This window comes from Streptomyces sp. SD15 (assembly GCF_054462255.1).
The window spans coordinates 33,043-46,350 of sequence record NZ_JBTLMO010000030.1; the positions used below are offsets into that span (position 1 = coordinate 33,043).

General features: G+C 70.7%; 12 protein-coding genes. 6 read left to right on the forward strand and 6 right to left on the reverse strand.

From position 1 onward, the window contains the following. Positions 1–5: 5 nt before the first annotated feature. From ACX28W_RS26920 to ACX28W_RS26930, 3 genes are all read right to left on the reverse strand, one after another. The gene (locus tag ACX28W_RS26920; RefSeq protein WP_459002066.1) at positions 6–515 is read right to left on the reverse strand and encodes a MarR family winged helix-turn-helix transcriptional regulator; all 510 of its coding nucleotides are present in this window, start codon (positions 513–515) and stop codon (positions 6–8) included. Positions 516–692: 177 nt separating this feature from the next. Next, positions 693–986, reverse strand: a complete 294-nt coding sequence (locus ACX28W_RS26925; RefSeq protein ID WP_014176340.1) for an MTH1187 family thiamine-binding protein — start codon at positions 984–986, stop codon at positions 693–695. Then, a complete protein-coding gene (locus ACX28W_RS26930) occupies positions 983–1,330 on the reverse strand; it encodes a DUF3817 domain-containing protein (protein WP_459002068.1) in 348 nt (115 codons plus the stop codon). Before ACX28W_RS26930 ends, ACX28W_RS26925 begins: the two co-directional genes overlap by 4 nt. A gap of 219 nt (positions 1,331–1,549) precedes the next feature. Between ACX28W_RS26930 and ACX28W_RS26935 the strand changes: the two genes are divergently transcribed. The 4 genes from ACX28W_RS26935 (at position 1,550) to ACX28W_RS26950 (ending at position 4,209) form a co-directional block, all read left to right on the forward strand. Further along, positions 1,550–2,182, forward strand: coding sequence for an AIM24 family protein (locus ACX28W_RS26935; RefSeq protein ID WP_459002176.1), 633 nt, complete (start codon positions 1,550–1,552; stop codon positions 2,180–2,182). A 1-nt stretch (position 2,183) separates the two neighbouring features. Next, the gene (locus ACX28W_RS26940; RefSeq protein WP_459002177.1) at positions 2,184–2,834 is read left to right on the forward strand and encodes an AIM24 family protein; all 651 of its coding nucleotides are present in this window, start codon (positions 2,184–2,186) and stop codon (positions 2,832–2,834) included. Next, positions 2,831–3,640: an AIM24 family protein gene (locus ACX28W_RS26945; RefSeq protein WP_459002069.1), complete on the forward strand. Its 810-nt coding sequence runs from the start codon at positions 2,831–2,833 to the stop codon at positions 3,638–3,640. The genes ACX28W_RS26940 and ACX28W_RS26945 overlap by 4 nt, the downstream gene beginning before the upstream one ends. Positions 3,641–3,732: 92 nt before the next feature. Beyond that, positions 3,733–4,209 carry a MarR family winged helix-turn-helix transcriptional regulator gene (locus tag ACX28W_RS26950; RefSeq protein ID WP_362088608.1) on the forward strand — a complete coding sequence of 159 codons (477 nt, stop codon included), beginning with the start codon at positions 3,733–3,735 and terminating at the stop codon, positions 4,207–4,209. Between the two features lie 359 nt (positions 4,210–4,568). Here ACX28W_RS26950 and ACX28W_RS26955 read toward each other — a convergent pair whose 3' ends face one another. The 3 genes from ACX28W_RS26955 to ACX28W_RS26965 all read right to left on the reverse strand — a co-directional run bounded on the left by ACX28W_RS26955 (position 4,569) and on the right by ACX28W_RS26965 (position 8,546). Next, entirely contained in the window at positions 4,569–5,936 is a 1,368-nt protein-coding gene (locus ACX28W_RS26955) for an MFS transporter (protein ID WP_459002072.1), read from the reverse strand. Between the two features lie 389 nt (positions 5,937–6,325). After that, positions 6,326–7,282, reverse strand: coding sequence for a methylmalonyl Co-A mutase-associated GTPase MeaB (gene meaB, locus ACX28W_RS26960; protein ID WP_459002074.1), 957 nt, complete (start codon positions 7,280–7,282; stop codon positions 6,326–6,328). Positions 7,283–7,343: 61 nt separating this feature from the next. After that, a complete protein-coding gene (locus ACX28W_RS26965; RefSeq protein ID WP_459002075.1) occupies positions 7,344–8,546 on the reverse strand; it encodes an acetyl-CoA C-acetyltransferase in 1,203 nt (400 codons plus the stop codon). A gap of 146 nt (positions 8,547–8,692) precedes the next feature. Between ACX28W_RS26965 and mce the strand changes: the two genes are divergently transcribed. Then, entirely contained in the window at positions 8,693–9,133 is a 441-nt protein-coding gene (gene mce, locus ACX28W_RS26970; RefSeq protein WP_459002076.1) for a methylmalonyl-CoA epimerase, read from the forward strand. Between the two features lie 266 nt (positions 9,134–9,399). Further along, a complete protein-coding gene (gene scy, locus ACX28W_RS26975; protein WP_459002078.1) occupies positions 9,400–13,251 on the forward strand; it encodes a polarized growth protein Scy in 3,852 nt (1,283 codons plus the stop codon). The last annotated feature ends 57 nt before the right edge of the window (positions 13,252–13,308 follow it).

Sequence of the window (13,308 nt, forward strand, 5' to 3'; positions counted from 1 at the left end):
CGCCTTTACTCCCCGTCGAAGTCGTGCGCCGCCACGCGCAACGGCCGAAGCATCGCGAAGATCTCCCCGCACTCCTCGGCGTCGTACACCCCGAGCCCGAAGTCCATCGCCATCAAGTCACGGGTCGCCGCGTCGCAGACCTCGCGGCCCTTCGGGGTGATGGAGGCGAGCGTGCCGCGCCCGTCGTTGGGGTTGGGCCGCTTGTCGACGAGCCCCGACTTCACCAGGCGGTCCACGGTGTTCGTGACCGACGTCGGGTGCACCATGAGCCGCTCGCCGATCTTGGACATCGTCAGCTCGCCCGCCTTGGAGAAGGTGAGCAGCACCAGCGCCTCGTAGCGTGCGAAGGTCAGCCCGTACGGCTTGACGACCGCGTCCACCTCGGCCAGCAGGATCTGGTGCGCGCGCATGATCGAGGTGATCGCGGCCATGGACGGCACGGAGCCCCAGCGCTGCTTCCAGAGTTCGTCGGCGCGGGCGATGGGATCAAAGGCAAGGCTGAGCGGCTTCGGCACGGCATAAGACCTTACCCGCCGGTCACATCGCGGTCAGCATCGTCTCGGGTTTCGGTCGCGCACCCTCGCCCCGGAGAGTCGCGCACCCTCGCCCCGGGGAAGCGGGCGTCCGCACACGAGCGAAAACCCCGGCCCACTGGACCGGGGTTCTTCGTTGCCGCACAGCCCGCCGGCGGGCTATGCGGACAGGTGCCGCTCCACCGTTTCCACCTTGGAGGTCAGGCCGTCCGTCACACCGGGGCGGATGTCCGCCTTCAGGACGACGGAGACGCGCGGCGCCCGCGCCTCGACGGCGGCGACGGCGCGCTTGACCACGTCCATCACCTCGTCCCACTCACCTTCGATGGAGGTGAACATGGCGTCCGTGCGGTTCGGCAGACCCGACTCGCGGACGACCCTGACGGCGTCGGCGACGTACTCCCCCACGTCCTCGCCGACACCCAGCGGTGTCACGGAGAAGGCGACGATCATGACGCCTTCACCACTCCCTCGCGGCGGGCGCGGGAGGCGATGACCGCGTCCTCGGCCTCGCGCTTGAGCTTGCGCTCGGCGAAGAAACCGCCGGTGGGCAGCACGGAGAGGACGAAGTAGAGGATCCCGGTGCCCGCGCTCCACTTGGTGCGGTTCCAGGCGTCCGCCCAGAAGATCACGTACAGGATGAAGAGGACGCCGTGGATCGCGCCCATGACGGGCACCGCGTTGAAGTCCGTGGTCCGCTTCAGTACCGAGCAGACGAGCAGCAGCAGGAAGGAGACGGCCTCGGGGGCCGAGACCAGGCGGAGGCGGCGGAGGGCGGAGGCGGTCTTTATGTCCACGGTTCACCTTCGGTGGGTTTGGTGGGCTTGGTGGGTTCGGCGGGGAGAGTCGCCGACGCTTTGTGAACGCAAGCACAAACGTCCCGGCCATTGTGGCATCTGAGGCCCCGCCGCCCCCGACAGGGGGCTCGGGGTGTCCTCGGGGTGTCCTCAGGGTCCGGATCATCCCGTAGGCCCTGGTTGACAGCGCCACCTGTTGGTTACCTTCACAACGTGGCGATGTTCCGACTCCAAGGCAGCAAGGTGCTGGCCGTCGACATGACCGGCGACGCCGTGAAGGCGAAGAACGGCTCCATGGTCGCGTACGACGGTCAGATGGCCTTCAAGAAGATGAGCGGTGGCGGCGAGGGGATCCGCGGGATGGTGACCCGGCGGATCACCGGCGAGCAGATGACGGTGATGGAGGTGAAGGGGCACGGGACCTGCTGGTTCGCGGACCGGGCCTCCGAGATAAACCTCGTGAACCTCCAGGGCGACAAGCTGTACGTCGAGTCGAGCAATCTGCTCGCGACGGACGCGGGACTGCGGACGGGCACGTCCTTCACCGGGCTGCGCGGCGCCTCGCAGGGCAACGGGCTGTTCACCACGACCGTCGAGGGGCACGGCCAGGCGGCGATCACCTCCGACGGTCCGGCGGTGGTGCTGCGCGTCAGCTCCCAGTACCCGCTGACGGTCGACCCGGGGGCGTACATCGCGCACCAGGGCAATGTCCGGCAGTCCTTCCAGGCCGGTGTGACGTTCCGCACCTTCATGGGCGAGGGCGGCGGCGAGGCGTTCCAGATCCGTTTCGAGGGCGACGGCCTGGTCTACGTACAGCCCAGCGAGCGCAACACGATCGCGGGTGATGTGTGAGATGCCGTTCCGCGAAGTGAACGCCAAGATGATCGAGGCGACCGTCATGCCGGGCCAGCGCCTGTTCAGCCAGCGCGGCGCGATGCTCGCCTACAAGGGCGAGGTTTCCTTCACGCCCAATATGCAGGGTGGCCAGGGCGGGGTCATGTCGATGCTCGGGCGCCGGGTCGCCAATGAGTCCACCCCGCTGATGACCGTGGAGGGCAGCGGCACCGTCCTCTTCGGGCACGGCGGCCACCACATCCAGGTGATCAGCCTCGCGGGCGACACCTTGTACGTCGAGGCGGACCGACTGCTCGCCTTCGACGGCACCCTCCAGCAGGGCACGATGTTCATGGGCTCGCAGGGCGGTGTCATGGGCCTGGTCCGGGGTCAGGTGACGGGCCAGGGGCTCTTCACGACCACCCTCAAGGGGCACGGCTCGGTCGCCGTGATGGCGCACGGCGGGGTCATCGAGGTCCCGATCACTCCCCAGCGTCCCGTCCACGTCGACCCCCAGGCGTACGTGGCGCACCACGGCGACGTACGCAACAAGCTGTCCACGGCGCTCGGCTGGCGCGACATGGTGGGCCGCGGCTCGGGCGAGGCGTTCCAGCTGGAGCTGAGCGGCAGCGGTGCGGTGTACGTCCAGGCCTCGGAGGAGAAGCTGTGAGCGCGTACGGGACTCCTGGCGGCCCGGCGGTCTACGACCCCATGACCCTGCCGGTCGACGACAACGTCAACAACTACACCTTCTGCGTGGAGCTCAAGGGGAGCCAGTGGTTCCTGCAGAAGGGCAAGATGATCGCCTACTACGGGACGATGGAATTCAACGGCATCGGGCACGGTCGCCTCGACCGCCTCGTCCGTACGTCGTTCCATTCGCCTCTGCACGCGAGCGACTGGGTGGTGGCCGAGGGCTCGGGCAAGATGCTCCTCGCCGACCGGGCCTTCGACGTCAATTCGTACGACCTCGAGAACGGCAATCTGACCATTCGCTCCGGCAACCTCCTCGCTTTTCAGCCAACCCTCGCGCTCAAGCAGTCGATCGTGCCGGGCTTTTTGACGCTGATCGGAACCGGCAAGTTCGTGGCGGCCTCCAATGGTCCGGTGGTGTTCATGGAACCTCCGATCCGGGTTGATCCGCAGGCGCTCGTCGGCTGGGCCGACTGCCCGTCCCCGTGTCATCACTACGACCACGGGTACATGACCGGTGTGATGGGCGGCCTACGTGCGCTGACAGGCCTCGGCGGGGCCTCCGGAGAGGAGCATCAGTTCGAGTTCGTAGGGGCCGGCACCGTGCTGCTCCAGTCCACCGAGGTCCTCATGGCCGAGCAGGCCACGGGGGCGGTTCCGCACGAGCCGGGAGTACCCGGCGGCGGCGGGACACCAGGCCAGCATGGTCAACACGGACAGCAGGCCGGCGCACCGCGTCTTCCCGGACAGCTCGGAGACCTCCAACGTCGCTTCGGGCTGTGAGCGGTAGTCTGCGGAGTGTGACGTCGAACGTGTGCGCGCCGTCACGCCACCCTCACTAGTTCGCCTTTCAACATTTTAGGTAGACTTCATTCATGGAGACCGAGACGGCCACGCGCTGGCTGACCGATGCGGAGCAGTGCGCCTGGCGCACCCACCTGGAGGTCAACAGGCTGTTGACGTACCAGCTCGAGAGAGATCTGCAGCCGTTCGGGCTGACGATGAACGACTACGAGATCCTGGTGAACCTCTCCGAGTCGGAGGGCGACCGGATGCGGATGAGCGACCTCGCGGCCGCCACCCTCCAGTCCAAGAGCCGCCTCTCGCACCAGATCACCCGCATGGAGAACGCGGACCTGGTCCGCCGCGAGAACTGCGAGTCCGACCGCCGGGGCCTGTTCGCCGTCCTCACCGAGCATGGCAGGGAGACGATGACGAAGGTCGCCCCGCATCATGTGGCATCCGTGCGCAGGCACTTCATGGACCTGCTGTCCCCCGAGGCCCTGGAGGACCTCAACAAGTCGCTGCGGCCCATCGCGGAGCATCTGCGGGGGCAGCGCGGCAAGCCGTAGCGCTCCGCTGGGGTGTGCGGGGGGCCTGCGGGTCGGCGTGCGGCGGCCCGCGGCGGAGCCACACAGGTCAGGGCCTCGCGCTCCCTACGGGGCGCTCGGTAGGCGGAGTTCGCAGTGCTTCACCATCGGTGGGCAGCGGACCGTGAGCGTTCCCCGGCCTGTCGCGACCAAGAAGGCGAGTCGAACCCACCCCCGGCCGCCCGCGCCCAGGGCCGACTACCAGACACTTGCCCAGCCCTGAGGGCCGCCGAGCCACTGGTGAATTCACCTTGTCCGACCACATAGTTGGCGGGCCTAGGGGGGACGGGTAGCCACGCCTGCGGAGACCGAAATCGTCAATGCGCAGGGCGGCGAGGATGTCAAAGACGTCCGCCGGTAGAAGTCGACGTGCCGGAGCATTCGCCCGCGGTGGCCGACGCGTCGGCGCCGGCCACTGGTACCGCGTCCCGTTCCGCGCCGGACCCGGGGCGGGTGTTCCGGCACAGCTGCTGCGGCCCGTCACCCGGCGTGGGCGATGCCGTGGCACTGCCGGCGGTCCTGGCGGAGGAGGCCAGCGCCGCGAGCAGTGCCACGCCCCCTGAGATCGCGAAGCACGCGCTCAGCGGCAGTCGCCCCACCAGCAGGCCGGTCGCCGCCGTGCCGCCCGAAATGCCGGCGTTCACGGCCGTGTTGACCCACGCCCCGGCCTGGGTGCGGTGACCGGGCGGTACCGACTCGTCGGCGATCAGGTACGACGTCGTCAGTGCGGGGGCGACGAAGAACCCGGCGCACGCCACCGCCACCGTGAGCGTGCCGAGGCTCGGGGCCAGCCCCGCGGCGGCCAGGGCCAGCCCGAGACCGGCGGCCAGTAGCGGCAGGCGTACGCGGGCGCTGACGCGCCAGTTGACGGCGCCGTTGAGCAGGCCGCCGACCGCGCTGCCCGCGGACAGCGCGGCGAGCACCCAGGCCACGGCGCCGTCACCTTGGTGCCGTTGCTCGGCGAAGGCCAGGACCAGCAGGTCCACGGCGCCCAGCGAGAGCCCGACCGTCGCGGCCACGACCACGGGCCGCGCCAGGGCCCGCGCGCCATGCGGCCGGGCTGCCCCGGAGTGCGCCGCTTTCACGGCGGCGGGCGGTACGTCCCGCACCGCCGGGGACGTGACGAACGCGAGGGTCCCGACGGCCACGAGCAGCGCGCTGAGCGCCACACCCGCCGCCGGGGGCGCGAACTGCACCACCACGCCGACCAGCAGCGGCCCGGAGACGAACAGCACCTCCTCGGCGACGCCGTCCAGGCTGTACGCACGCTGCAACAGCAGCGGCCGGTCGCCGGCGAGTTCGGCCCAGACGGTGCGCATGGTGGGGCCGAGCGGGGGCGTACAGGCGCCCGCCGCGACGGCGACCGCGCCCAGTACCACCGGGGGTGCGCCCGGGCGCCAGCCGACTGCCGCGAGGGCGGTGAGGAGGCCGGCGTAGGTCAGGGCCATGGGGACGAGAGCGCGGCGGGGGCCATAACGGTCGACCAGGGCCGCCCGACCCGGCGACAGGAGCACGCTCGTGGCGCCGAACAGCGCCATGACCGTGCCGGCCACGGCATACGACCCGGTGGCCCGGGTCACGGTCAGCATCACGGAGAGGGAGACGATCCCGTAGGAGAGCCGGCCGAGGAGGGCGGTGGTGAAGGTACGGCGGGCGTACGGGATGCGGAGTACGGCGGCGTACGACGGCCGCGGAGGTGACGTAAGCATGTGGAGTGTTCCTCAAAAGCGAGGCGGGAAAGGGGGACGCCTGAGTGCCGCGACGGCTGCAGCCGAAGTGCTGCGAGTTCGTCGCGGGCCTGGGCGGGCCCTATGCCACGAGGAGGAACATGCGACTTAACTTAACAGCGAGCGTTGGGAGTTGACCAGGGAGGGAGTCTCGCCCCCGCCGCCCCTACCCGTCCCATCCCTACCCGGGGGCTCCGCCCCCAGACCCCCGTTCGGCCTGGACAGCCTCGTCCTCAAACGCCGGACGGGCTGAAGGACCAAGCCCCGGCCGGGGATATCCAGCCCGTCATGGGGGTCCCCCCCCGCTCGAGCGAAGCCGAGAGCTTGGGGGAGGGTAGGGGCGGCGGGGGCGAGCAGAACCCGCCCACCGGTCAGCCCTCCGTCAGCCCCTCCACCAGTGAGTCGGCCGCCCGGTAAGGGTCCAGCTCGCCCGCCACGATCCGCTGCGCGAGTGCGCTGAGGCGGCGGTCGCCATGCAGGTCCCCGATCCGCTCCCGTAGGGCCGTGACGGCGATCGTCTCGACCTCCTGGGAGGCGCGGGCGAGGCGGCGCGAGGCGAGGACGCCGTGCTCCTCCATCCACGCCCGGTGCTTCTCCAGGGCCTCGACGACCTCGTCGATGCCCTCGCCCCGAGCGGCGACCGTCTTGACGATGGGGGGACGCCAGTCGCCGGGGCCCCGGGACTCGCCGAGGCCGAGCATGTGGTTCAACTCGCGGGCGGTGGCGTCGGCGCCGTCACGGTCGGCCTTGTTGACCACGTACACATCGCCGATCTCCAGGATTCCGGCCTTGGCTGCCTGGATGCCGTCGCCCATGCCGGGGGCGAGGAGGACGACCGAGGTGTCGGCCTGGGAGGCGATCTCGACCTCCGACTGGCCCACGCCCACCGTCTCCACCAGGATCACGTCGCAGCCCGCCGCGTCGAGGACGCGGATGGCCTGGGGTGCCGCCCAGGCGAGTCCGCCGAGGTGGCCGCGCGTCGCCATCGAGCGGATGTACACCCCGGGGTCCGACGCGTGCTCGGACATGCGGACGCGGTCGCCCAGCAGCGCGCCCCCGGAGAACGGGGACGACGGGTCGACGGCCAGGACGCCGACCCGCTTCCCCTGCCGCCGGTACGCGGTCACCAGCCCCGAGGTCGACGTCGACTTGCCGACACCCGGCGACCCGGTGAGCCCGACGACGTACGCCCCGCCGGCCAGCGGAGCCAGCGCCGCCATGACCTCGCGCAGCTGCGGGGACGCCCCCTCCACCAGGGAGATCAGCCGGGCCACGGCCCGCGGTCGGCCTTCCCTGGCCTGGGCCACCAGCGAGGAGACGTCCTGCATCACAGCTCCGTTCCGAGTAGAGACGTAACACCTGTTCGGAAGAACAGACGTACAGAAGGACTCAGGCCTTGGGTACCCGCACGATCAGCGCGTCACCCTGCCCGCCGCCACCACACAGCGCCGCCGCACCGACTCCCCCACCGCGCCGCTTCAGCTCGAGGGCAAGGTGCAGTACGAGCCGGGCGCCCGACATTCCGATCGGGTGACCGAGGGCGATGGCGCCACCGTTGACGTTCACCCTTTCCGTGGATACACCGAGGTCCTTCATTGACTGCACCGCAACCGCGGCGAACGCCTCGTTGATCTCGATGAGGTCGAGGTCCTCGACCTCGAGTCCCTCCTTCTTCAGGGCGTGCTGGATGGCGTTCGAGGGCTGGGACTGGAGGGAGTTGTCCGGTCCGGCGACGTTGCCGTGCGCGCCGATCTCGGCGATCCAGTCGAGGCCGAGTTCCTGCGCCTTCGCCTTGCTCATGACCACGACGGCGGCGGCGCCGTCCGAGATCTGCGAGGACGTACCGGCCGTGATGGTGCCGTCCTTGGTGAACGCGGGGCGCAGTTTGCCGAGCGACTCCACCGTGGTCTCGGCGCGGATGCCCTCGTCCTGGCTGAAGACGACCGGCTCACCACGCCGCTGCGGAATCTCGATCGGCGTGATCTCCGCTTCGAAGATTCCGTTCTTCTGCGCGGCGGCCGCACGCTGGTGCGACAGGGCCGCGATCTCGTCCTGCTCGGGGCGGGCGAGGCCGAGGCGTGTGTTGTGCTTCTCGGTCGACTCACCCATGGCGATGTTCTCGAAGGCGTCCGTGAGACCGTCGTACGCCATGGCGTCGAGCATCTCGATGGCGCCGTACTTGAATCCCTCGCGGGATTTCGGGAGCAGGTGCGGCGCGTTCGTCATGGACTCCTGGCCGCCCGCGACGACGACGTCGAATTCACCGGCTCGGATCAACTGGTCCGCCAGCGCGATCGCGTCGAGGCCGGACAGACACACCTTGTTGATGGTGAGCGCCGGAACGCTCATCGGGATGCCCGCCTTGACGGCTGCCTGTCGTGCCGGGATCTGCCCTGCCCCGGCCTGCAGCACCTGACCCATGATCACGTACTGCACCTGGTCGCCACCGATACCCGCACGGTCGAGGGCGGACTTGATCGCGAAGCCACCGAGGTCGGCTCCGGAGAAGCTCTTCAGCGAGCCGAGCAACCGTCCCATCGGGGTGCGAGCACCCGCGACGATCACGGAGGTCGTGCTGTTCGTTCCAGACATGTGGTGCGATCCCCTTTCAGCCTGCACAGCTGAGGAGTGAACGAGGGTTTACTTGAATGTACTGAGCGGTAGGCCACCCGTCATCCGGCGGTCAGTGTGACAGCGCGCACGTTGCGTAACCGCCGCGGGAGCGCTGCACTGACACCATGCTGACGCGAATCGACCACATCGGGATCGCCTGCTTCGACCTCGACAAGACAGTCGAGTTCTACCGGGCGACATACGGCTTCGAGGTCCACCACTCCGAGGTCAACGAAGAGCAGGGCGTGCGCGAGGCCATGCTCAAGATCAATGAGACGTCCGACGGCGGCGCCTCCTACCTCCAGCTCCTGGAGCCGACGCGGGAGGATTCCGCCGTCGGGAAGTGGCTGGCGAAGAACGGTGAGGGTGTCCATCACATCGCCTTCGGCACGGCGGACGTCGACGCCGATGCCACCGACATCAGGGGCAAAGGCGTACGAGTCCTCTATGACGAGCCCCGGCGCGGCTCCATGGGCTCCCGAATCACCTTCCTTCACCCAAAGGATTGCCACGGTGTCCTGACAGAACTGGTCACTTCGGCGGCTGTTGAGTCACCTGAGCACTGACCTCCGTATATCGGGGCCGGTAGGGTTGGGGACAGCCGCTGCCATTTCGGGGCGGCACCGGGGCCTGTCCGGTGACAGGCCCCGAGGTCATGCCGTCCTCGCGGTGGCTTGACCAAGGGCCGGGGTCCAGGTTTCGGGGGACGAGCGTCGGGGCGACAGCCCGTGCTCCGCTGCTGATCTGACACCATTCCCCGGGGGCACCGTTCGGCGGATGGACGGGGCTCGTTTGGAGAAACTTGCGACCAGGGGACGGATGGGACCGCGCAGTGCGGGGCTACGAACGCCAGGAGCGAGAGCCGGCGGCTGACGTCGACCACCTCTCTCGGTTCGAGGCCGAGATGGAGCGGCTGAAGACCGAGCGGGAAAAGGCGATCCAGCACGCCGAGGACCTCGGCTACCAGGTCGAGGTGCTGCGCGCCAAGCTGCACGAGGCGCGGCGCAGTCTGGCGACCCGGCCTGCCTACGAGAGCGGCGGCGACCTCGGCTATCAGGCCGAGCAGCTGCTCCGTAATGCCCAGATGCAGGCCGACCAGCTGCGCGCCGATGCCGAGCGCGAGATGAGTCAGGCCCGTGCGCAGACGCAGCGCATCCTGCAGGAGCACGCCGAGCAGGCCGCCCGGCTGCAGGCCGAGCTGCACGCCGAGGCGGTCACACGGCGCCAGCAGCTCGATCAGGAGCTGGCCGAGCGCCGCCAGACCGTCGAGTCGCACGTCAACGAGAACGTGGCGTGGGCCGAGCAGCTGCGCGCCCGGAGCGAGCAGCAGGCCCGCCGGCTCCTGGAGGAGTCGCGCACCGAGGCCGACCAGGCGCTGAGCACCGCCCGCGCCGAGGCCGAGCGGATCGCCGCCGAGGCCCGCCAGCGGCTCACGACCGACGCCGAGTCGGCCCGCGCGGAGGCCGAGGCGCTGCTGCGCCGGGCCCGCACGGACGCTGAGCGGCTGCTGAACGCCGCGTCCACGCAGGCCCAGGAGGCCACCGACCACGCCGAGCAACTGCGCAGCTCCACGGCGAGCGAGTCGGACTCCGCCCGTCGCCAGGCCACCGAGCTGAGCCGGGCCGCCGAGCAGCGCATGACCGAGGCCGAGGCGGCGCTGCGCGAGGCGCGGTCCGAGGCGGACAAGCTCGTGGCCGAGGCGAAGGAGGCCGCGGCCAAGGCCCTCTCCAGCGCGGAGTCGGCGAACGAGCAGCGCACTCGTACGGCGAAGGAGCAGGTCGCCCGGCTGGTCAGCGAGGCCAACCAGGAGGCCGAGACCACCAAGTCGGAGGCCGAGCAGGTCGTCGCGGACGCGCGTACCAAGGCCGAGCAGATCGTCACGGAGGCCGAGGAGACCGCCCGCAGCCTCACCGCCGAGGAGACGGCGTCCCAGCTGGCCAAGGCGGCCCGTACCGCCGAGGACGTACTCAACAAGGCGTCCGACGAGGCCAAGGCGACCACGAAGGCGGCGGCCGAGGAGGCCGAGCGGATCCGCACCGAGGCGGAGACCGAGGCGGACCGGCTGCGCGCCGAGGCACACGACATCGCCGAGCAGCTCAAGGGCACGGCGAAGGACGACACCAAGGAGTACCGGGCCAAGACGGTCGAGCTGCAGGAGGAGGCGCGCCGGCTGCGCGGCGACGCCGAGCAGCTGCGCGCCGACGCGGTGGCCGAGGGCGAGCGCATTCGCGCCGAGGCCCGCCGTGAGGCCGTACAGCAGATCGAGGAAGCGGCCAAGACCGCTGAGGAACTGCTCGCGAAGGCCAAGGCGGACGCGGACGAACTGCGCGCCACCGCCACCACCGACAGCGAGCGCGTTCGCACCGAGGCCATCGAGCGGGCGACCACGTTGCGCCGGCAGGCCGAGGAGACCCTGGAGCGCACCCGCAAGGAGGCCGAGCGCAATCGCGCCGAGGCCGTCGAGCTGGCCGACACGATCAAGGCGGAGGCCGAGCGGGCCTCCGAGGGGATGCGCGAGGAGACCGAGCGGGCCATAGCGGCCCGTCGGGCGGATGCCGCCGAGGAGCTGACCCGGCTGCACACCGAGGCCGAGCAGCGGCTCGCCTCGGCCGAGCAGGCGCTCAGCGACGCGCGCGCGGAGGCCGAGCGGATCCGCCGCGAGGCCGCCGAGGAGACGGACCGGCTGCGTGGCGAGGCCGCCGAGCGGCTGCGTACGCTCCAGGCGCAGGCCGAGGCGGAGGCCGAGCGGCTGCGCGACGAGGCCGCCGCGGACGCGTCCGCCTCGCGGGCCGAGGGCGAGTCCATCGCCGTACGACTGCGTTCGGAGGCCGCGGCGGAGGCCGAGCGGCTGAAGTCGGAGGCCCAGGACAGCGCCGATCGGGTACGGGCGGAGGCGCAGGCCGCGGCCGAGCGGCTGGCGTCCGAGGGCGCCGAGACGCTGGCCGCCGCCCAGGAGGAGGCCGTCCGGCGCCGCCGCGAGGCCGAGGAGCTCCTCGGTTCGGCACGCCAGGAGGCCGGCCAGGAGCGCGAGCGGGCCCGCGAGCAGAGCGAGGAACTCCTCGCGTCCGCCCGTAACCGCGTGGAGGAGGCCCAGACCGAGGCCGTACGGCTGGTCGAGGAGGCCGACCGGCGCGCGACCGAGATGGTCTTGAACGCCGAGCAGACCGCGCAGCAGGTGCGTGACTCCGTGGCCGGGCTGCACGAGCAGGCCCAGGACGAGATCACCGGCCTGCGCAGCGCCGCCGAGCACGCCGCGGACCGTACCCGCACCGAGGCGCAGGAGGAGGCGGACCGGGTCCGCGCCGACGCGTACGCGGAGCGGGAGCGGGCGTCCGAGGACGCGAGCCGCATCCGGCGCGAGGCCGCCGCGGAGACGGACGCCGCCAAGTCGCTTGCGGAGCGCACGGTTTCGGAGGCGATCGCCGAGTCCGAGCGGCTGCGCTCCGACGCCGCCGAGCACGCCCAGCGGGTCCGGACCGAGGCGTCGGACACGATCGCCGGCGCCGAGCAGGACGCCTCGCGCAGCCGCGCCGAGGCTCGGGAGGACGCGAACCGGATCCGTTCGGACGCGGCCACGCAGGCGGACACACTCATCAACGAGGCGCGTTCCGAGGCCGAGCGGCTCACCACGGAGACGAACGCGGAGGCCGAGCGGGTCCGCGCGGAATCCGTGGCCACGGCGGACCAGTTGGTCTCGGACGCGACCGGGGAGGCCGAGCGGCTGCGTGCCGAGGCCGCCGAGACGGTCGGTTCCGCACAGCAGCACGCCGAGCGGATCCGCAGCGAGTCCGAGCGGCTCAAGTCCCAGGCGGAGTCGGAGGCCGAGCGGCTCACGTCGGCCGCGCGCGAGGAGGCGGACCGGACGCTGGACGCGGCACGCCAGGAGGCCAACAAGCGGCGCTCCGAGGCGGCCGAGCAGGTCGACACGCTCATCACGGAGACGGCGTCCGAGGCCGACAAGCTGCTCGCCGAGGCGCAGCAGTCCGCGCAGAAGACCACGGCGGACGCCGAGGCGCAGGCCGACTCGATGGTCGGCGCCGCGCGCAACGAGGCCGAGCGGCTGGTCTCCGAAGCAACCATCGAAGGCAACTCCCTGGTGGAGCGGTCCCGTACGGACGCGGACGAGCTGCTGGTCGGCGCGCGCCGGGACGCGACGGCCATCAGGGAGCGCGCGGAGGAGCTGCGGGACCGGATCACCGGCGAGATCGAGGAACTGCACGAACGGGCCCGCCGTGAGTCGGCGGAGACGATGAAGACCGCCGGCGAGCGCTGCGACGCGCTCGTGAAGGCTGCCGAGGAGCAGCTCGCCGAGGCCGAGGCGAAGGCGAAGGACCTGGTTTCGGAGGCCAACTCCGAAGCGAGCAAGGTCCGGATCGCCGCCGTCAGGAAGGCCGAGGGTCTCCTCAAGGAGGCCGAGCAGAAGAAGACCTCGCTCGTCGCCGAGGCGACGGAGATCAAGGCCGAGGCCATCCGCGAGGCGCGGCGCGCGGTCGAGGAGGGCAAGCGCGAACTCGAAGTGCTGGTCCGCCGGCGCGAGGACATCAACGCCGAGATTTCCCGTGTCCAGGACGTCCTCGAGGCTTTGGAGTCCTTTGAGGCCCCATCCGGTAACAAGGACGGTGGGGTCAAGGCGGGCGCTGCCGTCGGTGCGACTCGTTCGAGTGGCAAGTCGTCAGAGGGCTAGCCAGAAGTGCCTATTCCGTGCTTTGCAGGGGTCTTTGACACAGGCTCTGGCAAGTCC